Raw genomic sequence first — 17,889 nt, 5'->3', positions numbered from 1 at the left:
GACGACGCGCCTGGCAGGTGCTCTGCGCCTCGAGCCTGAGCGTCGTCCTCGTCTTCATCTCCTCGAGCGCCCTGCTCGTCGCACTCCCCGACGTCAGCCGCGACCTCGACGCCAGCGCGGTGCAGTCCAGCTGGGTGCTCCTCAGCTACATGCTCACCACGACCACCCTGATCCTGGTCTTCGGACGGATCGCCGACCTCGTCGGTCGGCGCCGCCTGTACATCGCCGGCATCCTCGTCTTCCTGCTCGCCTCGCTCGCGTGCGGGTTCGCCCCGGACGCCGCCGTCCTGCTCGGTGCCCGGCTCGTGCAGGGCGTGGGTGCGGCGGCCATCGTCACGAACACGACCGCGCTGCTCACCGACGTCTTCCCGGAGTCGATCCTGTCGCTCGGCCTCGGCCTGAACGCCACCGTCGCCGCGGTGGGGCAGGTCATCGGCCCGGTCGTGGGCGGGCTGGTCGCCGAGTCCTTCGGGTGGCGCTGGATCTTCCTCGCCGGTGTGCCGATCTCGCTCGCCGGACTCGTCTGGTCGCTCCGGTTGATCCCGCACAACACCCGTCCCCGTTCCGGCGAGCGCCTCGACGTGCCGGGGTCGATCCTGTCGGTCGCGGCCGTCGGCCTGCTCGTCGGTGCCGTCTCGATGGGCGGCTCGATCGGCTGGTCGGCCGTGCCCGTCGTGGCGATGGCCTCGGGCGCAGTCGTCCTCGGCGGCGTGTTCGTGTGGACCCAGCGCCGGGTCGCGCACCCCCTGGTCGACCCGGCGATCTTCCGCGACCGCGCCACCATCACCCTGTTCTCCGCAGCCGGGCTCTGCGCCCTGTCCAGCTACGCACTGGTGCTGCTGGCGTCCTTGTCGTTCCAGGCCGTCGACGGCAAGGACGCCGTCGAGGCCGCCCTCTGGGTGCTCCCGACCCCGATCGGCACGACCGTCGCCGCCGTGACCGCGGGGTTCCTCGCCCGTCGCGTGGCCGCCAGGACCCTGTCGACCATCGGCATGCTCCTCATCGCCCTCGGCGCCGCGGTGCTCGCGGTCTCCCTCGCCGACGGCAGCGCCTACGTCGTCACCGCCACGGGCCTCGGCGCGGTCGGGGTCGGGACGGGCGTGTTCATGACGCCGAGCACGTCCGCACTGATGACCCGGGTCCCGGAACACCGACGCGGCATCGCCAACGCCATCCGCTCCGCCCTGCAGAACGCCGGCTTCCTGTTCTCGACGGCCCTCGGACTCGCGATCGCGACGGGCGGCCTGTCCGCTTCACAGGCGGCAGCCGCCTACGACGGCAGCCTGCTCGGCCTGCCGGCCGGCGACGTCCAGGTGTTCGTCGACGGCGTCCGCGCCGCAGCGCTCACCTTCGCCGGCTGCGCGGCCCTCGGTGCGCTCATCGTCGCGTTCGGTCCGTTCGGACCACCCGACCGGGAGGCACCACTCCGGCCCGACAGGTCGGGTCCGGTCCCCGAGCCGGGGGCGTCCACGTGACCGTCCCCACCCTGGCAACGACCACCCACGACGGAAGCAGGACCCCATGACCGACGACCACCAGGACTACGCGGCGGCCGGGTTCACCGGCGCGCTGCAGCCAGGACGACGCGCTGCGCTCGTCGTCGTCGACCCGGTCCGCGCCTACGTCGACCCCGACTGCGGGCTCTACGCCGGGGTCGAGGAACCCGTCGAGCGGATGCGGGAGCTCACGACCGCTGCCCGCGCCGCCGGGGTGCACGTGGCGATCACCACCATGGCGCTGTCCGCCGACGGGTCGAACGCCGGGGTGTTCTTCCGCAAGGTGCCGGCACTCGCCGCGTACCTGCCGGGGGCGTCCACGGGGGCGTTCGTCGACGGGCTCGAGCCCCAGGACGGGGACACCCTGGTGCCCAAGCAGTACCCGAGTGCGTTCTTCGGCACCTCGCTGGCCGCCGACCTCGTCGCCCGCGGTGTGGACACCCTGTTCATCGCGGGGCTGTCGACGAGCGGGTGCATCCGCGCGACCGCCACGGACGCCATGCAGCACGGGTTCGTCCCGATCGTCGTGCGCGAGGCGGTGGGCGACCGGTTGCCGAGCGTGCACGAGGCGAACCTGTTCGACATCGCCGCCAAGATCGGCGAGGTCTGGAGCATGGACCGGGTCCTCGAGCACTGGGACGCGGCATGAGCCCCGCGACGAGCACCGCGGCGAGCACCGTGACGAGCACCGCGGCGCCGGTCCGCGGTCGGCCTCGGAGTGCCGCCGTCGGCGAGGCCGTCTACACGGCGTGCGTCGAGATCCTGGCCGAGGGCGACCCGCGCGCGTTCACGATCCGGGCCGTCGCCGACGCGGCCGGGGTGGGGGCGGCGACAATCTACCGGCGGTGGTCGAGCAAGGAGGTGCTGCTCACCGAGACCGTCATCCGGTTGATGGAGGAGCACATCCCCACGATCCAGGACGCCCCGATCGCCGAGGGGGTCCTCGGGCTCACCCGGGGGTGGGTGCACGCCCTGGTCGCGACGCCGGTCGGCCGCGCACTCCCGCTCATCGTGGAGACCGCGTCGCACGAGCCGCGCGTCGCCGAGGCCGTCACCGAGTGGCACCTGGACCGGCGGCTGCGGGTGAACGCGATGCTGCAGCGGGCGATGGACGCCGGCGACCTGCGCCCGGACGTCGACCTCGGCATCGCCGTCGACCTGCTCGGCGGACCGACGTTCTACCGACGCGTGTTCGTCTCGCTCGACATCCAGGCGCCCGACTACCCGGTGCGCCTGGCCCGGGAGTTCCTGCGGTGGGCCGGCTGGACCGGCGACGTCTCGACGGTGGGGGTGGCCTCGTGACCGGGATCGTGCCGGAGGAGTTCGCCCCGACCGCGGCCTGGACCGACATGGGCGTCGGGACGACCCCGTCGGCGCCGGGGCACTGGATCGGGTTCAACCGACGCTCCGACGCGGCGCGCCAGGTGTCCGACCTGATCCGGGCCGACATCGTCGCCGGCCGGTTCACCGGCCCGCTGCCGTACGAGTGGGAGCTGCTCGACCTGTACGGCACGACGCGGAACGTCCTGCGGGCTGCGCTGACGTTGCTCAAGGAACAGCGGCTGCTCACCCGTGCACCACGATCCGGCACGTTCGGTGTCCGGCCCGTCGCCTCGGTGAGCCTGGCCCGCACGTCCGACGAGGTCACGATCTACGGCGAGACGGCCGGCGGCAGCGTGTTCGAGTCACCCCGGCTCAGCATCGTGCACCTGTGCGTGCAGCAAGTGACTGCGCCGGAGACCGTCCGACGCAACCTGCAGATGACCGGCAGCAGCGCGTTCTTCGTCGAGAGCCTCATCTCGTTCGACGGCGAACCGAGCCGGGTCCGCACGAGCTGGGTGCCGCACGAGCGCTTCCCCGATCTGGTCGCCGAACCGCTCACCGAGTACGTGCCGGACGTGCTGGTCCGGAAGGCTGGTGCGCGTCCGGAGGCTCGGCGGCTGCTGCTGAGCACCGTGAACGCCGACCAGTGGACGGCCGACCTGCTGGACATCGATCCCGGGCAGGCGATCTTCCACATCGAACGGCTGATGTGCCTGGCGGACGGGACGCCCGTCGAGTACGGGTTCTCGCGGTACCGCGGCGACCGGGCGGTGATCGACTCGCGGATCATCTGACCCCGGCGCGGCTCCGCGTCCTACAGCAGGCCGAAGACCGCCTGCGCGCCGAGGCTCGTGCCCGCCACGAGCACCCAGAGCGCGATGCCGAGCAGCATCGGACGGAACCCGGCTCGTCGCAGCGCCGCGAAGTCCGTCGAGCACCCGATCGCCGCGAGCGCCACCGTGATGAGGAACGAGGCCGCCGTCGAGAACCCCGGGGCAGCCGCAGCCGGCAGGGCCCCGACCGTCCGGAGCAGCACCACCACCAGGAACCCGATCAGGAACCACGGGACCAACCGGAACACGCGGAACCCGCTGCGCGACCCCGTGTCGGGCGCGAGCTGCTCGCGGGAGGCGCGTCGGGCCTCCAGTCCGGCCAGCCCGATGACGATCGGGATGATCATCAGGGTGCGCACCAGCTTCACGACGACCGCCGTGTCGGTCGCCTGGCGACCGTAGACCGTCGCCGTGGCGACGACGGACGACGTGTCGTTCACCGCCGTCCCCGCGAAGACGCCGAAGGCGTGCTGGCTGAGACCGAGGGCGTGGCCGAGCAGGGGGAAGGCGAACACCGCGGCGATGTTGCACAGGAAGATCGTCGACATCGCGTAGGCGACGTCCGCGCTGACCGCACCGATGACGGGTGTGACGGCCGCGATCGCGGACGCCCCGCAGATGCCGGTCCCCACGCCGATCAGGGTGCGGAGGGCGCTCGACACCCGCAGCAGCCGGCCGATCCCCCAGGCGGCACCGAGGCACACCACGAGGGTCGTCAGCATGACCGGCAGGGTCTCGCCGCCGATGCGCAGGACCTCGCCGATCGACAGCTGCGCGCCGAGCAGCACCACCGCGAACTGCAGCACACGACTCGACGAGAACTTCACGCCGGGAGCGAGCACGGCGAGGGTGCCGCCGGTGCGCCGACGGACGAGCCAACCGAGCACCGCGCCGATCAGGACGGCGGGGACGGGCCCGCCCACGACCGGGACGACCGATCCGATCAGGGTCGCGACGAGGCCGATCGCGACGGCGACGGCGACACCGGGTGCGGTGGTGCGGGCGAACTGCATGGGAACAGCATCTCGTGCTCGCGGCCGTCGTGCGGTCCAGCCGGGCAGGATGGTGCGGTGGAGTACTCGGGCGAGCGGTGGGTGCAGCGGCTGCGCGACGGGGAGACCCCGAAGCGGTGGCCGTTCCTGGTCGGCCTCACGATCGTCACGGTGGCCGGCGGGATCGGGGTGTACTTCTCGGCGACCCACCTCGACGGCATCCTGCACTCGGACGCCCGACGCCCGTTCGCCGTCCCGTTGTTCTCGGTGCTGCTGCTGGGATTCGGGCCCGTAGCCGCGGTGCTGTCCTGGTTGCGCGGGCGGCGCGACCGCGTGGTGCTGGACCGGATCCGCCGGAACGGGACCTCGACGCGCTTCCACCTGCCCGTCCTCCGCACGGGCCCCTACGCCGCCGACGACTTCCCGGACCCGAGGCCGGAGCTGTGGACGGTCGACGCGGCGGGTCTCCACGCGTGGTCACCCGAGCGCGACGATCCCGTGTTCGACCTGGTGTGGGACGACGTCAGGACGATCGAGCTGGCCTCGACGGACGTCCGCGGACAACGCACCGACACCGGGATCTGGATCGTCACCGAGGCGGTGGGCCGGTTCGTGCTGCTGCCGCGCGCAGTCATCGGGCGGCCGTTCGGCGCGAGCGTGACGAAGATCCACATCCTGATGCAGGTGCTCCGGTCGCTGCGGCGGGAGTTCGATCCGCACCACGACACCGGGCGCTCCGGTCGAGCCCCGGCCGATCGATGACGACACCCGACGAGCGGTGGGTGCAGCGGCTGCGCGACGGGGAGATGCCGAAGCGGTGGCCGGTCCTGCTCGTGGCCGCGGTGACGACGGCAGCGGGGCTCGGCGTGCTCGTCGCCGAGTTCGCGTCGCCGGACTTCCTGCGCGGTCTCGACAGCGCCCGCACACAGGCCAACTTCGTCCTGTGGCCGCTGTTCGTCGCCGGGTTCGGCCTGCTGCTGGCGGTGGTGACCTGGAGCGCCGGTCGGACCGATCGCCGCACCCTGGCACGGATCCGGGAACGCCGCGCGCCCCGGTTCCACCTGCCGGTCTCCGCGTCGGGGTTGCGGGCGACCGACGACCTGCCGTGCCCCCGACCCGAGATCTGGACCGTCGACGCGTCCGGTCTGCACGCGTGGGCGCCGTCGCGGGCGGAGCCGGTGTTCGACCTGCCCTGGACCCACATCCGGAAGTTCTCCGTCGCCACGAAGGACGCACGCGGACAACGGGTCGACTTCGGCGTCTGGATCAGCACGACGGTCGGCGAAGACGTCGTGGTGGAGCCGCGACCAGCACTCGGACGCGGGTTCGAGGGCGGCCCGGACAAGCTCGCGACGATCGTTCGGGTCCTCCGCGCACTGCAGCGCGAGCTCGGCGGTCGGGGTGCTGCCGCCGATCAGCCCTGAGCGGGCGGGACCTCGCCGGTCATGTCGACGCGCTCGGTGCCGTCGTTCCAGATGTACGTTGCGGTGGTGCGACCGGACGGTTCTGCGTTGGGCTCGCCGGCCTTCGCATACGAGTAGGTGACGGCGATCGAGGCGTCGGCCAACCGCTCGATGGCCGGCTCGAACGCGTACTGCTCGGAGGTCGCGGTGCCGAGGTACCGGCCCTGGTGGAAGAGCAGGATCGCGAAGGGTGTACCTGCGGTGCCGTGATCGAGCGTGACCACAGACCACGACAGAGCAGCGCACGGGTCGTATCCCGAGTAATCGGCGTTTCCGGCGTCCCATCGGAAGTCCTCGAGGCCGGCAGGCAGCGGCAGCGCAGCGATCCCCGCTGCTGCTGCCTCGGAGCCGGTCGCGGGACCACAGGTCGGGGTGGGCGTCGGTGTCTGGCTCGGCGTGCTCGTCGGCGACGGGGTGGCTGCCGTGTCCGTCGGCGCTGCGGTCACGGTCTCGGTGACGGTCGGGGTCCCTTCGCCGCCGTCCCCGCCACCGGAGCAGCCGGTCAGCAGGGCGACCACGGCCGCGCCGGTCAGGAACAGAGCAGTCTTCGAGGTGCGCACCACTCCACGGTGCACCGACCGACGTGTCGGCGCTCGCATCGTTACCGGCCCGTAGTCTGCTGGCATGCGGGGAGAGGGCATCGGGGCGTCGGTGGGGACGGTCGACGTCATGGACGACGTGCTCCCCGGCCCGCACGGACCGGTCCCGATCCGGCGCTACCGACCGCAGGATCCGGCAGCCGCTCCGGCCCTGGTCTGGCTGCACGGCGGCGGGTTCTTCCGGGGCGACCTGGACCTGCCCGAGTCGGACGCCGTGGCCCGGGCACTCAGCGCCCGCGGCATCCCGGTGGTCACCGTCGACTACCGCCTCGGTCCGCTGCCCGGCATGCCCTGGATCGGGCGGACGGGTCCACGAGCACGCCGACGTGCACCGCATGCACGCGACGAGGTCGTGGCGGTGCTCCACTCGCTCGCAGAGGAGTGTCCGGCCGGTCTGGTGCTGGGTGGCGCGAGCGCTGGAGCGTGCCTCGCCACCACCGCGATCCCGTCCGGACCCGCGCTGGCCGGCGCCGTGCTCGCGTACGGGTTCTTCCACGCGCGGATCCCCTGCGACCCAGCGGTGCAGCGTCTCGTGCGCGGGCACCGGCGGATCACGCACGCTCCACTGTTGCTCGACGCCGCGAACCGCACCTACGCCGGGCCGCTCGGCGCCGGAGCGTTCCCGGCACCGGAGGACCTCAGCACGTTCCCGCGCACCCTGGTGCTCGACGCCGAGCGGGACACGATGCGCGCATCCGGCGACCGGTTCGCACGGCAACTCGGTGCCGCGGGGGTCGATCTCGAACGTCACGTCCTGCCCGACAGCCGGCACGCGTTCCTCAACCGACCGGGCAGCATCGACTTCGCCGCTGCCGTCGACCTGATCGCTTCGTGGGTGGTCCGTCGGCCCGTCTGAACGTTCGAGCGTGTGCGACCGTCGGACATTCCGGTGACGCCACGGCGAACCGGACGTATTCTGCTGTCGGAAGCAACGGCGGTTCCGAACACCCTTCGCCACGTTCACCGTCGTGGCGTCCCGCCTCTGCGACGAAGAGTCCTACTGTGACCGAACACCTCATCGAGTACGTCGCCCGTGACCGCACGGGCATCACCGCCGTCGTGACGACCACCAGCGTCATCGACGTCGACACCGTGATCCAGCACATCCGCTCCGGCCACACCGGCTACTACGTGGCTGCCGACTCCTGGAAGCGCACACCGGTCCGGAGCATGTCGTTCATCGGCGGCACCTACCTGTTCGCGAACTGGGACGGCTCGAAGCGGAACATGCTGCACGACCTGGCGTTCCGGTCGCCGACGCGCGCGGTCCCGACCGCGCCGCCGTCCGAGTCCCGCTTCGCGCGGTTCCTCGACGCCGTGTTCGGCCGCCGGCTCCCACTGCGCTGAACTGCCGGTACCGCCGCTGCCCCTGCCCGTTCGCGGGCCCGTGAGAGCATGACGGGCATGCAGAAGGGGGAGCAGATGCTCGCGAAGGACGTGTCCGACAAGCGGTTCCGACCGACGAAGTGGCGGGAGGGCTACGACCAGGGCGAGGTCGATGCGTTCCTCGACCGGATCCAGACCACCCTCGCCGGGTACGAGCAGGGGCGGCCGGTGGATCCGCTCACACCGGAGCAGGTGTCCGCAGCTCGGTTCCAGCCCACGAAGTTCCGCGAGGGCTACGACCAGGACCAGGTCGACGACTTCCTCGACGAGGTCGTCGTCGCGCTCCGCCAGCACGCGGTGCGCTGAGACCGACACCGACGCAGAACGACATCCCCGTCGTCGTGCGACAACGGGGATGTCGTTCCGGGTCGATCCCGGCAGTCGATCCAGCCCTCAGACCTGCGCGCCCTCCAGCGTCGCCGCGAGCGGGTCGAAGTCCTCGGGCAGCGACGCGATCGGTGCGACGGTCGACTCGACCTCGATGAACGAGCGGGCGGCGATGGACTCCTCGACCGCGACCATGGTGTCGAGCACGTGGTACCCGACTTCACCGGTCGCGATGTGCGAGCCTCCGCCACGGATGGCCCGCGCCATGTCGAGCACGCCGAGCCCACGGCCGACGGTGGGCTCCTCGTCGAGCAGCACGTCCCACTCCTGCGAGAAGGGGAACGTCGCGTCCGCGGTCAGCGGTCGCGCGATCCGGATCGGGTGCCCGCCACCGAACGTGTTCGGGTCGGGCAGGACGATCGTGCCCTCGGTCCCGTTGACCTCGAACACGCCGTGCCGGAACAGCGGGGTGTCGAACGACAGCAGCGACTGTGCGTTGCCACCCTGCTCGAACGAGGTCAGGACGGAGACGTGGGTCGGCACCTCGACGGGGAACGAGTCGCCCGCGTTCGGTCCGACGACCAGCTGCCGCGTCGACCGCGACTGAGACCCAGTCGCGACGACGGAGTCGATCGGTCCGAGCAGGTGCACGAGCGCCGTGAAGTAGTACGGGCCGATGTCGAACAGCGGGCCTGCGCCCTTGGCGTAGAGGAACGACGCGTTCGGGTGGAACACGTCCGGCCCCTGCCACTGCATGCTCGTGACCGCGGTGAGCGGGGTACCGATCGCACCGGCCTCGATCGCGCGCTTGGCGGTCTGCCACCCCGGACCGAGCACGGTGTCGGGCGCGATGCCGAGCTTCAGGCCGAGGGAGTCGGCGAGTTCGACGAGCGACGCGGCTGAGGCACGGTCCACGCCGATCGGCTTCTCGCTCCACACGTGCTTACCGGCACGCAGTGCGTCCATCGAGACGGCAACGTGCGTGGCGGGGAGCGTCAGGTTGACGACGATCTCGACGTCGGGGTCGGCGAGCACGGATGCGCCGTCGCCCGAGGCCGCGACACCCCACTTCGAAGCCGACGCCGCGGCGCGCTCCGTGTCGATGTCGCCGATCCGGACGACCTCGACGTCGGGGAACGTCGTGAGGTTGGCCAGGTACTGCTCGCTGATCATGCCGGCGCCGATGAAGCCGATGCCGACGCGTCCGGTGCGGGTCATGCGGACACCTCCGATGCGGACGACGAACCGGCCGGCGCGAGCTGCGTCGCGAGCCACTCGTACGACTGCTGCACACCGTCGAAGACGTCCCCGTCGAACCCGTCGAACTCGATGACGGCGTACTCGAGGGCCGTCGCCGCACGCAGCGCCTCGGCGAGCCGGACGTCGCCCTGGCCGGCCGGGGTCTGGTCGGTGGGGATCGTCGCGGTGGAGATGTCGTCGCGCATCGGACCGTCCTTGACGTGCACGGCGACGATGCGGTCGCCGAGCTCCTCGATGAACGCGACGACATCGATGCCCGCGGCCGATGCCCAGTACAGGTCGAGCTCGAGCACCACGGCCGGGTCGAGCAGCGACGCGAGCACCTGCAGCGCGGGCTGCCCGTCGATCTGCGGCCGGAGTTCGTGGTCGTGGTTGTGGTAGCCGACGCGCAGACCGTGCTCGGCGGCCTCGACGGCAGCGGCGTTCAGTCGTGCGGCGACGCGCTCGACGCCCTCGCGGGTCGTCCACGCGTCGGGCCCGACGAACGGGTCGATGACGATCTCGAGGCCGAGTTCCTTCGCCGCGGCGAAGGTGTCGGCGTGCGACGGAGCGGTCATCACGGTGCCGTCGGGCAGCGGGATGGTCTCCTCGACCAGGAACGCGTGGCCGGTCTTCGCGGTGATGCCGTGGGCGTCGAACGCGGACTTGAGCTGCGCTGCTCGGTCCACGAACGCGAACGCCTCGACGGTGTCGAAGCCGATCTCGGCCAGGCGGCGGACGCCGCCGTCGAGGTCGGGCTCCAGTGCGGCGTTCACCGTGTAGAGCTGCAGGGAGATGGCGGGAGCCATGTCGGGTCCTTTCCGGAGGTGGTACAGGTGACTGCCTGGAGGCGCGACTCGCGTTGCGGACGCGAGTCGCGCCTCCCGGCGGCTGGTTTGGTGCGGTGCCTACCGGACCGACTTGATCGGCAGGATGACGAGGGCGCCGAGGATGACGGCGACGCCGGCACCCCAGAGCATGAGCGTGTAGTTCTGACCACCGCCGATGCCGAGCAGGAACAGGCCGACGGCCGGAGCGAGCGACTGCGGCAGCGCGTTCGCGATGTTGATGACGCCGAGGTCCTTGCCGGGGCGTTCCGGGTCGGGCAGCACGTCGACGATCAGGGCGGTGTCGATGGCGGCGTAGATGCCGAAGGCGAAGCCGAGGACGATCTCGGCGAAGTAGAAGCCGCCGACGGTGTCGACGTGGGCCAGGATCACCAGGCCCACCGCGGTCAGTGCGGTGGAGCCCCAGACGAAGACCTTGCGGCGCTGGACGCGGTCCGACACCCAACCGGAGACGGCGGCGCTGACGAGCAGGGCGACCGTGTACAGCAGGACGCCGAACGCGACGACCCCGACTGCCTCGGCCTGCGGCAGACCGATGCGGTCCTGCATGTAGAGCAGGCGGTACGTCGTGAACATGAACGTGCCGAAGGTGATGAGGAAGCGACCCCACCAGGCGAGTCCGAAGTCGCGGTGCTTGAACGGGTTCGTCCAGAACGAGCTGATCAGGTTGATCCAGCTGAAGGGCTTGACCGGCGTCGTCGGCAGGTCGTCGCGGGCCACGAAGCAGTAGACGAGGATCGCGATGATCGCCAGGACACCCGGGGCGATGAAGAGGACCGGCAGGTTCCCGACCAGGTACACGGCCAGGTACAGGCCGGCGAGGATCGCGATGTTCTGCGCGAGGGCGATGACGCTCGAGGCCTTGCCGCGCTGGAACTCCGGCACGTTGTCGGCGAAGCTCGCGGTCAGCGTGGCGAGGACGGCGTTCGCCGTGACCTGCGCGAGGACCCAGGCCAGCGTGAGCTGCAGGACGTTCGGCGAGAACGCGAGCCAGGCGAGCGAACCGACGAAGACGATGACGCCGCCGAGCATCCACGGGCGTCGACGTCCCCACCGGCTGCGGGTGCGGTCGGAGATCGCGCCGAACAGCGGGTTGGCGAACAGTGCACCGAGGGCACCGAACGGCAGGACGGAGCCGACCACGGTCTCGGGGCTCGTGGGGTTGAGCTCGGTCGCCTTGATCGACATGCTCACGAAGACCGGCGTGAGCAGGGCGACGAACAGGCCGAACTGGGCGAAGCTGAGGCCCCAGAGGTAGCCGCGGCCCACACGCATCGTGCTGACGGACTGCGTGATCCCCTCGACCGAGAACGCTCGGGGCGCCGCGGCGTCCGAGGCGGTGGCACCGGCGGCTGCGGTGACCGCTGGTGATGCGGTCCCGGCGATGCCGCGGGTGGGTTCTTCCTTCGACGTCGGTGTCGACATGACTCCTCCTCGAGTCATAGGGGGCTTCGGGGCCCTCGAATACCTAGTGCTGCTAGGTGATCGGGACTGTAGCACCGGAAACCTCCGACCGGAAGTTTTTGTCCCGATTGTTGCGCCGGTAGATTGGCACTCGTGACCTCCAACGATGGAATCGGCACCAGGGGCCCCTACGCCAAGGGCGTGCAGCGTCGGCGGGAGATCCTCGACCAGACGCTCGACGTCGTCGCCTCGCGCGGGATCGACGGCACCTCGCTGCGCGCCATCGGCGATGCGATCGGGGTCTCGCACGCGGCACTGAAGCACTACTTCTCGTCACGCGAAGCGCTGCTGGTCGAGGTCCTGCGGGAACGCGATGCCGCCTCGGACCGGGCACTCGGCGACACGGCCGGGGTCTTCACCCGACTGGCCTTCGTCGCCGCCCGGAACGTCAGCGAGCCGGCACTCGTGACGCTCTACACGACCCTGCTCGGGGCTTCGGTGGAGTCCGGCAACGAGACGGCGCGGGAGTTCTTCGCCGCCCGGTTCGACGAGGCGCGGGGGAACCTGGTCGCCCAGCTGCACGACGAGCTCGCGGCGTCGGGGCGGCACTCGGACGCCGACCTCGAGCAGGTGGCGTCGCTCATCATCGCGGCGTTCGACGGGCTGCAGGTGCAGTGGCTGCTGGACCGGAACGTGGACATCGCGGGGACGCTGCGGTTGCTGGAGCGGGTGTTGTAGGGGGCCTTCGGGCGGTCGCGGGTCGACGTGGAACGACACCGGGTCGACTCGGAACGACACCGGGTCGACGTGGAACGACGTCCTCGTCGTCGTACGACAACGAGGACGTCGTTCCGAGTCGACGAACGACCCCTACTCCTCGCCGTCCTCTTCCGGGTTGAAGTGCGAGTCGTCCCCGACGTGCCCAGCGGCGAGGCCGTCCGGGTCGTTGGGGATGGTGTTGTCATCGCCGAGCCCGCCCGGCTTCTCGATGCCCTCGGAGTCGTTCACGGGGGCCTTGGCGTCGTCGTCGTGCGTGTTGCTGCTGTCGGTCATGGTCTGCTCCAGTGCAGTGGTCGAACCGAGGGCGACGCCCCCGGCAGGTGCTGACCTCGGACGCTACGTGCCGCTGCTCGGAATCCACCCACCAGCCGCGTGCCCCGATCGGTCGACAGAGGAGTCGCCGCTCGGTAGATTGTTCAACAACCCGCGACGACAGGGAGTCCCCGTGACGACGATCGACCTGAACAGCGACCTCGGCGAGGGGTTCGGCGCCTGGACGATGGGCGACGACGCCGCGATGCTCGACGTCGTGTCGAGCGCCAACATCGCCTGCGGATTCCACGCCGGCGACCCGACGATCATGCTCGCCACCGCCCGCGCTGCCGCCGAGCGCGGGGTCGCGATCGGTGCGCACGTCGCCTACAGCGACCTCGCCGGCTTCGGCCGCCGTCCGGTGCACGTCACCCCGGACGAACTCCACGCCGACGTCGTGCACCAGCTCGGCGCGATGGCCGCCACCGCGCGGGTCGCCGGCACCGCGGTCACCTACGTCAAGCCCCACGGCGCCCTGTACAACACGGCGTGCGCCGACCCGGTCCAGGCCGAGGCCGTGGTCCGGGCGATCGCCGACGTCGACAGCTCGCTCGCGGTGCTCGCGCTGCCGGGTTCCGAACTCCTGCTCGCTGCCGAACGCCACGGGCTGCGCGCGGTCGCGGAGTCCTTCGCCGACCGCGCCTACGAACCCGACGGCTCCCTGGTGTCCCGCAGCACGCCGGGTTCGGTGCTCCACGATCCAGACGAGGTCGCCGCCCGCGTCCTCCGCATGGTCACCGACGGCGTCGCGACCGCCGTCGACGGCTCCGAGCTGCGGGTCAGTGCCGACTCGGTCTGCGTCCACGGCGACTCCCCCGGTGCCGTCGCGATGGCCCGCGCGATCCGAGCCCTGCTGACCGAGCACGGCGTCGCGATCGCGCCGTTCGCACCGTGACCGTCCTCGACCTCCGGCCCGCTGGGCGCACCGCCTTGCTCGCCACCTTCGACTCACTGCCGCAGGTCGTCGCGTTCCGCGCCGGGCTGACCGCGGCTCGGCTGCCCGGCCTCACCGAGGTCGTGTCCGGCGCGCGGACGCTGCTGCTCCGCTACGACCCGGCGACGACCGACGCCGTCAGACTCCGCGGCGCACTCGAACGAGTCGTGCCGTCCGCCGACGCCGATGCGGCGAGCGCCACGGACCCGCTCGTCATCCCGGTGGTCTACGACGGCGAGGACCTCGACCAGGTCGTCACCCTGACCGGCATGCGCCGCGACCGCGTGATCGCGTGGCACACCGGCCAACTCTGGACGAGCGCGTTCTGCGGCTTCGCCCCGGGCTTCAGCTACCTCACCGGCACCGAGCCGTCACTCGACCTGCCGCGCCGGAGCACGTCGCGCACCGCCGTGCCGAGCGGTGCCGTCGCACTGGCGGGCGAGTTCAGCGCCGTCTACCCGCGCGTCTCCCCCGGCGGCTGGCAGCTCATCGGCCGCACCGACGTGCCGATGTGGTCGCTCGAGCGGGAACCGCCGGCGCTGGCACCCGCCGGCACACGGGTCCGGTTCGTCGACGCGGGTGCGGCATGAGCGCGCTGACCGTCCTGCAGGTCGGCTACGGCGCGGCAACGCAGGACCTGGGGCGCCCCGGCTTCAGTGACATGGGCCTCGGCGCGGCGGGCGCCGCCGACCGCGGGTCCGCAGCACTGGCCAACCGGCTGGTCGGCAACCGTCCCGATGCGGCCGTCCTGGAGGCCCTGCTCGGCTCCGTCACGCTGCGGACCGACGCGTACGTGGTCGTCGCCACCGCCGGGGCCGCCTGCCCGGTCGAGATCGAGCGGGCGGACGGCCGGGTCCGCGGTGCGGCCTCGCACGAGGTCCTGATGCTCGCACCGGGTGACACGCTCCGGATCGGTACGGCCACCGCCGGGCTGCGCTCCTACATCGCGGTCCTCGGCGGGTTCGCGGTCGACCCCGTACTGGGTAGTCGCTCGTGGGACTCACTTGCACGCCTCGGGCCTCCGCCGTCGTCGTCGGGTGACGTCCTGCCGGTCGGCGACGCTCGCGCTTCGTGGCCGATCGTCGACGCCGTGCCGCAACCCGACGAGCACTGGCCGGACGACCCGGTCGTCCTCGACGTCACCGCGGGCCCCCGCGGCGACTGGTTCACGCCGGACTGGCGCGACACCCTGACCCGTCAGGACTTCACCGTCGGGTCGGACAGCGACCGCGTGGGGGTCCGCACCACGGCTCCGCAGCCACTCGTCCGCGCCGTGACGGTCGAGCTGCCGAGCGAAGGGGTGGAGACCGGTTCGCTGCAGGTCCCGCCGGAGGGCTTCCCGGTGCTGTTCCTCGCCGACCACCCGGTCACCGGCGGCTACCCCGTCGTGGCGGTCCTCACGCCGGAGTCGGTCGACCGTGCCGCGCAGCTCCGGCCGGGCGACACCATCCGCTTCCGGTTCGTCCACTGACGACCGGCTCGCTGACCGATCCGGAACAGGTCGGCGCCGCTGCGGGTTGAGTCGGACACTGCCGACGAAAGGTGCACCACATGTCGATCACCGTCCTGCTCGAGGTCCAGTTCCGGAGCGACGTCCCAGCCGACACCGTCGAGGCGGCGATCCGCGAGACGCTCGCCCAGACCCGCGCCTTCGACGGCTGCGAGTCCCTCGAGGTGCTGGTCGACGACGCCGACCCGACGCGCATGGTCGTCGTCGAGTCCTGGACGAGCGGGGCCGCCCACGACGCCTACGAGGCATGGCGGGCGACCCCGGACGGTGCCGCAGCGATCGGACCGATCGTCGCCGCTCCGCCCGTCGCACGGACGTTCGCCCGGACGATCGCGATCCGCTGACCTGCTGTGGGTCAGCCCGTGTACTCGTAGGTGCTGACCCAGTCGATGTCGAGGTGCCCGGCGGCACCCCAGTTGCCGACCTGGAACATGTACCGGTGCGCGGTCTTCGGCACATTCGACGTGACCGTCTTGATGACCTTGCCGTCGAGCAGGTACTGCACCGACTTGCCGGGGATCCACTCGACCGAGTAGACGTGCCAGCTGCGCCAGGTCACCCCGGTGCTCATGCTCGTCGAGTTCGCTTCCTGCCCGGCGACCATCGAGTGGTGGTGGAGCATCGGCGACCCCTCGAAGTTTGCCTCGGGGTAGTCGATCTCGCCGTCCGACCAGACGTTGGACGACGGCCACAGCATGAACGCTGCACCGTTCCCGTCGCCGCCGGTGGCCTTGGCGCGGACGCTGAACTTGCCGCCCACGTGCGACCAGGCGCCGTTCAGGGTCCCGAAGGTCCCCGCGGCTCCGTGCTTGCCGTCGAGCGTGACGTCCATGTAGCCGTTGCGGGCGCTGACCTGCGAGCCCGAGTAGTACGTGCCGCCCGTCCCGTCCGGGTAGGGCTGCCACGAGTTCGCGTAGGTCTTCGCGAACTGGCCGTTCGCCGAGGCCGTCGTGCTGAAGTTCTCGACGAAGGTCTGCTTGAACTTGCCGACGTTGCCGACCGGGGCGGTGACCCCCGCGTAGGCAACGGTTCCCGCTCCGAGCGGTGCCGCCACGACGACGGCTCCGATGAGTGCGGCGATGAGTGCTGTCCGCCTGATCCTGCGGTGCTGCATGTGTCACTCCCTGGTGTGACTGGTGGCACCCGTTCCCCTCGGGCACCCAGCCGGATCTCGGCTGCGCACCGAGGGTAGGTGCATTCTGCAACCGATACAGGGGGTTGACACTCACTGCTCGCGATGTTGCAGAGCGGCACACTCCCGACCAGGGGCTGCGCAGCTCCCCCGTCGGCGGTATCTTGCATGCAAACGTCGGTCGTCGACGGTGTCTACACCACCCCCATCTACGCGTTGAACGAAGCCGCGCAGATCGTCCGTGCGCCGTCGAGTTCGTTCGCGCGTTGGGCCCATGGACACAAGTTCCGACAACGGCGCGAAGGCGAGTGGGGGTGGAGCGAACCGATCCTCACCGGAGTGCGCGAAGGACGTGGCTACACCGTCCCGTTCAACGCCCTTGCCGAGGGGTACATCGTCGAGACCTTCCGCCGAGCCGGGCTGCCCATGGCGCGGATCCGTCCGGCGATCACCGCGCTCCGGAACGAGATCGGCATCGAGAACGCGCTATTGAGCGAACGCCTCAAGACTGACGGTGCGGAAATCCTGTTCGAGAATGGCGACGACGAGCTGGTCGTCGTCCGGAACAAGCAGGGCGTGTTCCGGGACGTCGTCGCGGAGTACCTCCGGACGATCACCTACCGCAACGGATTCGTCCAGTCCGTACGACTCCCGACCTACGAGCGGGCAGAGGTCGTCGTTGATCCGCTCCGGAACTCGGGCCAGCCGACGATCGACCGGATCGGCGTGAGCGTCGAGAGTGTCGTCAGCCGCGTCCGTGCCGGAGAACCGATGGCGGATGTCGCCGAAGACTTCGGTCTGGCGAAGCGAGAGTTGCAATCACTGCTCGTTCAGGCAGCGTGATCGTGCTGTCTGCCCAGTTTCTTCTCGACCGATCTGTCGGAGGGCGACTCCTCGTCCGCAGGCTCCGCGAAGCAGGCTGGGACGCTCGCACGCTCGCAGAGGTGTACGGCGACGACCGCGCACAACGAATGCGCGACGAAGAGTGGATTGCCGAGGGCACTCGCGGCGGGTTCCTTCTGCTGGCAAAGGACCACCGCGTGGCCAGCCGGCCGCTCGAAGCACAGGCGATCTACATGAATGACGCGAGAGTCATCGCCTTTGCACGGGGAGAGATCACCGCTGGAGTGATGGGTGACTTGTGTCTCGAGCACGAGCGGTCCATCCATCGGCTGGTGCAGGCCAGCCCGCCGTTCGTGATGTCCCTCAGCGTGTGAGCAGCTTCGCTCGGTGTCGTCCTTCTCGCTTCGCTCCGTGTCGTCAGCTGGCGGGCGGGTTCGCTCCGCCGCGCTGGATTGCCCGGTAGACGGT

General features: G+C 70.9%; 22 protein-coding genes and 2 pseudogenes. 17 read left to right on the top strand and 7 right to left on the bottom strand.

Annotation, left to right across the window (positions count from 1 at the left end; translation table 11 throughout):
• Window positions 1-17 precede the first annotated feature (17 nt).
• The 4 genes from EDF31_RS14265 to EDF31_RS14250 are packed head-to-tail and all read left to right on the top strand — an operon-like array spanning window position 18 to window position 3,613.
• Window positions 18-1,475, top strand: a complete 1,458-nt coding sequence (locus EDF31_RS14265) for an MFS transporter (protein WP_165901434.1) — start codon at window positions 18-20, stop codon at window positions 1,473-1,475.
• A gap of 46 nt (window positions 1,476-1,521) precedes the next feature.
• Window positions 1,522-2,145 carry an isochorismatase family protein gene (locus tag EDF31_RS14260; RefSeq protein WP_131846591.1) on the top strand — a complete coding sequence of 208 codons (624 nt, stop codon included), beginning with the start codon at window positions 1,522-1,524 and terminating at the stop codon, window positions 2,143-2,145.
• Window positions 2,142-2,798 (top strand): TetR-like C-terminal domain-containing protein, encoded by a 657-nt coding sequence (locus EDF31_RS14255; protein WP_131846590.1) that lies wholly within the window; start codon window positions 2,142-2,144, stop codon window positions 2,796-2,798. The genes EDF31_RS14260 and EDF31_RS14255 overlap by 4 nt, the downstream gene beginning before the upstream one ends.
• Window positions 2,795-3,613, top strand: coding sequence for a GntR family transcriptional regulator (locus EDF31_RS14250; protein WP_131846589.1), 819 nt, complete (start codon window positions 2,795-2,797; stop codon window positions 3,611-3,613). Before EDF31_RS14255 ends, EDF31_RS14250 begins: the two co-directional genes overlap by 4 nt.
• A gap of 20 nt (window positions 3,614-3,633) precedes the next feature.
• Here the strand turns inward: EDF31_RS14250 and EDF31_RS14245 are convergent, their stop codons facing one another.
• A complete protein-coding gene (locus tag EDF31_RS14245) occupies window positions 3,634-4,665 on the bottom strand; it encodes a putative sulfate exporter family transporter (RefSeq protein ID WP_131846588.1) in 1,032 nt (343 codons plus the stop codon).
• 57 nt (window positions 4,666-4,722) lie between these two features.
• Between EDF31_RS14245 and EDF31_RS14240 the strand changes: the two genes are divergently transcribed.
• Both EDF31_RS14240 and EDF31_RS14235 read left to right on the top strand, forming a co-directional pair.
• Complete coding sequence (locus tag EDF31_RS14240; protein WP_131846587.1) at window positions 4,723-5,406, top strand: hypothetical protein; 684 nt, start codon at window positions 4,723-4,725, stop codon at window positions 5,404-5,406.
• Window positions 5,403-6,068, top strand: coding sequence for a hypothetical protein (locus EDF31_RS14235; protein WP_131846586.1), 666 nt, complete (start codon window positions 5,403-5,405; stop codon window positions 6,066-6,068). Before EDF31_RS14240 ends, EDF31_RS14235 begins: the two co-directional genes overlap by 4 nt.
• Here EDF31_RS14235 and EDF31_RS14230 read toward each other — a convergent pair.
• Window positions 6,059-6,667 carry an LppP/LprE family lipoprotein gene (locus EDF31_RS14230; RefSeq protein ID WP_131846585.1) on the bottom strand — a complete coding sequence of 203 codons (609 nt, stop codon included), beginning with the start codon at window positions 6,665-6,667 and terminating at the stop codon, window positions 6,059-6,061. The two genes, EDF31_RS14235 and EDF31_RS14230, sit on opposite strands and share 10 nt — an antisense overlap.
• Before the next feature lie 64 nt (window positions 6,668-6,731).
• Between EDF31_RS14230 and EDF31_RS14225 the strand changes: the two genes are divergently transcribed.
• From EDF31_RS14225 to EDF31_RS20400, 4 genes and pseudogenes are all read left to right on the top strand, one after another.
• The gene (locus EDF31_RS14225; protein WP_131846584.1) at window positions 6,732-7,562 is read left to right on the top strand and encodes an alpha/beta hydrolase fold domain-containing protein; all 831 of its coding nucleotides are present in this window, start codon (window positions 6,732-6,734) and stop codon (window positions 7,560-7,562) included.
• Window positions 7,563-7,708: 146 nt separating this feature from the next.
• Complete coding sequence (locus EDF31_RS14220) at window positions 7,709-8,053, top strand: hypothetical protein (protein ID WP_131846583.1); 345 nt, start codon at window positions 7,709-7,711, stop codon at window positions 8,051-8,053.
• A 75-nt stretch (window positions 8,054-8,128) separates the two neighbouring features.
• Window positions 8,129-8,224 (top strand): annotated as a pseudogene (locus EDF31_RS20405) (DivIVA domain-containing protein); the annotation flags it as partial.
• Window positions 8,225-8,260: 36 nt separating this feature from the next.
• Window positions 8,261-8,383 (top strand): annotated as a pseudogene (locus EDF31_RS20400) (DivIVA domain-containing protein); the annotation flags it as partial.
• A gap of 102 nt (window positions 8,384-8,485) precedes the next feature.
• Here the strand turns inward: EDF31_RS20400 and EDF31_RS14210 are convergent.
• The 3 genes from EDF31_RS14210 to EDF31_RS14200 form a co-directional block, all read right to left on the bottom strand.
• A complete protein-coding gene (locus tag EDF31_RS14210; protein WP_131846582.1) occupies window positions 8,486-9,637 on the bottom strand; it encodes a Gfo/Idh/MocA family oxidoreductase in 1,152 nt (383 codons plus the stop codon).
• On the bottom strand, window positions 9,634-10,467 hold the full coding sequence (locus EDF31_RS14205) for a sugar phosphate isomerase/epimerase (RefSeq protein WP_131846581.1): 834 nt from the start codon (window positions 10,465-10,467) through the stop codon (window positions 9,634-9,636). Before EDF31_RS14205 ends, EDF31_RS14210 begins: the two co-directional genes overlap by 4 nt.
• A 99-nt stretch (window positions 10,468-10,566) precedes the next feature.
• Window positions 10,567-11,931: an MFS transporter gene (locus EDF31_RS14200; protein ID WP_123939344.1), complete on the bottom strand. Its 1,365-nt coding sequence runs from the start codon at window positions 11,929-11,931 to the stop codon at window positions 10,567-10,569.
• Window positions 11,932-12,063: 132 nt separating this feature from the next.
• Here EDF31_RS14200 and EDF31_RS14195 point away from each other — a divergent pair, with 132 nt between their 5' ends.
• Entirely contained in the window at window positions 12,064-12,648 is a 585-nt protein-coding gene (locus EDF31_RS14195) for a TetR/AcrR family transcriptional regulator (protein ID WP_131846580.1), read from the top strand.
• Between the two features lie 132 nt (window positions 12,649-12,780).
• Here the strand turns inward: EDF31_RS14195 and EDF31_RS14190 are convergent, their stop codons facing one another.
• On the bottom strand, window positions 12,781-12,963 hold the full coding sequence (locus EDF31_RS14190) for a hypothetical protein (RefSeq protein ID WP_123291734.1): 183 nt from the start codon (window positions 12,961-12,963) through the stop codon (window positions 12,781-12,783).
• A gap of 172 nt (window positions 12,964-13,135) precedes the next feature.
• Between EDF31_RS14190 and EDF31_RS14185 the strand changes: the two genes are divergently transcribed.
• The 4 genes from EDF31_RS14185 (at window position 13,136) to EDF31_RS14170 (ending at window position 15,790) form a co-directional block, all read left to right on the top strand.
• Entirely contained in the window at window positions 13,136-13,897 is a 762-nt protein-coding gene (locus tag EDF31_RS14185) for a 5-oxoprolinase subunit PxpA (protein WP_131846579.1), read from the top strand.
• Entirely contained in the window at window positions 13,894-14,526 is a 633-nt protein-coding gene (locus EDF31_RS14180) for an allophanate hydrolase subunit 1 (protein WP_131846578.1), read from the top strand. Before EDF31_RS14185 ends, EDF31_RS14180 begins: the two co-directional genes overlap by 4 nt.
• Window positions 14,523-15,407, top strand: a complete 885-nt coding sequence (locus EDF31_RS14175) for a biotin-dependent carboxyltransferase family protein (RefSeq protein ID WP_131846577.1) — start codon at window positions 14,523-14,525, stop codon at window positions 15,405-15,407. Before EDF31_RS14180 ends, EDF31_RS14175 begins: the two co-directional genes overlap by 4 nt.
• A gap of 80 nt (window positions 15,408-15,487) precedes the next feature.
• The gene (locus EDF31_RS14170) at window positions 15,488-15,790 is read left to right on the top strand and encodes an antibiotic biosynthesis monooxygenase family protein (protein ID WP_131846576.1); all 303 of its coding nucleotides are present in this window, start codon (window positions 15,488-15,490) and stop codon (window positions 15,788-15,790) included.
• 11 nt (window positions 15,791-15,801) lie between these two features.
• Here the strand turns inward: EDF31_RS14170 and EDF31_RS14165 are convergent, their stop codons facing one another.
• Window positions 15,802-16,560 (bottom strand): glycoside hydrolase family 16 protein, encoded by a 759-nt coding sequence (locus EDF31_RS14165; protein ID WP_131846575.1) that lies wholly within the window; start codon window positions 16,558-16,560, stop codon window positions 15,802-15,804.
• 186 nt (window positions 16,561-16,746) lie between these two features.
• Between EDF31_RS14165 and EDF31_RS14160 the strand changes: the two genes are divergently transcribed.
• Together EDF31_RS14160 and EDF31_RS14155 are read left to right on the top strand one after the other, a co-directional pair.
• On the top strand, window positions 16,747-17,421 hold the full coding sequence (locus EDF31_RS14160; protein ID WP_165901433.1) for a DUF433 domain-containing protein: 675 nt from the start codon (window positions 16,747-16,749) through the stop codon (window positions 17,419-17,421).
• The gene (locus EDF31_RS14155) at window positions 17,418-17,795 is read left to right on the top strand and encodes a hypothetical protein (RefSeq protein WP_165901432.1); all 378 of its coding nucleotides are present in this window, start codon (window positions 17,418-17,420) and stop codon (window positions 17,793-17,795) included. Before EDF31_RS14160 ends, EDF31_RS14155 begins: the two co-directional genes overlap by 4 nt.
• Window positions 17,796-17,889 lie beyond the last annotated feature (94 nt).

The sequence above is a fragment of the Curtobacterium sp. PhB142 genome (assembly GCF_004341255.1).
Classification (GTDB): domain Bacteria; phylum Actinomycetota; class Actinomycetes; order Actinomycetales; family Microbacteriaceae; genus Curtobacterium.
Note: the sequence above shows the minus strand (reverse complement) of the source record. Positions and strands in the feature narration are given on the sequence as shown.

Coding starts and splice junctions, on each gene's coding strand:
- EDF31_RS14260 (WP_131846591.1), top strand. CDS start 1,522: ATGACCGACGACCACCAGGACTACGCGGCGGCCGGGTTCACCGGCGCG.
- EDF31_RS14255 (WP_131846590.1), top strand. CDS start 2,142: ATGAGCCCCGCGACGAGCACCGCGGCGAGCACCGTGACGAGCACCGCG.
- EDF31_RS14245 (WP_131846588.1), bottom strand. CDS start 4,665: ATGCAGTTCGCCCGCACCACCGCACCCGGTGTCGCCGTCGCCGTCGCG.
- EDF31_RS14235 (WP_131846586.1), top strand. CDS start 5,403: ATGACGACACCCGACGAGCGGTGGGTGCAGCGGCTGCGCGACGGGGAG.
- EDF31_RS14225 (WP_131846584.1), top strand. CDS start 6,732: ATGCGGGGAGAGGGCATCGGGGCGTCGGTGGGGACGGTCGACGTCATG.
- EDF31_RS14210 (WP_131846582.1), bottom strand. CDS start 9,637: ATGACCCGCACCGGACGCGTCGGCATCGGCTTCATCGGCGCCGGCATG.
- EDF31_RS14205 (WP_131846581.1), bottom strand. CDS start 10,467: ATGGCTCCCGCCATCTCCCTGCAGCTCTACACGGTGAACGCCGCACTG.
- EDF31_RS14200 (WP_123939344.1), bottom strand. CDS start 11,931: ATGTCGACACCGACGTCGAAGGAAGAACCCACCCGCGGCATCGCCGGG.
- EDF31_RS14190 (WP_123291734.1), bottom strand. CDS start 12,963: ATGACCGACAGCAGCAACACGCACGACGACGACGCCAAGGCCCCCGTG.
- EDF31_RS14175 (WP_131846577.1), top strand. CDS start 14,523: ATGAGCGCGCTGACCGTCCTGCAGGTCGGCTACGGCGCGGCAACGCAG.
- EDF31_RS14170 (WP_131846576.1), top strand. CDS start 15,488: ATGTCGATCACCGTCCTGCTCGAGGTCCAGTTCCGGAGCGACGTCCCA.
- EDF31_RS14165 (WP_131846575.1), bottom strand. CDS start 16,560: ATGCAGCACCGCAGGATCAGGCGGACAGCACTCATCGCCGCACTCATC.
- EDF31_RS14160 (WP_165901433.1), top strand. CDS start 16,747: ATGCAAACGTCGGTCGTCGACGGTGTCTACACCACCCCCATCTACGCG.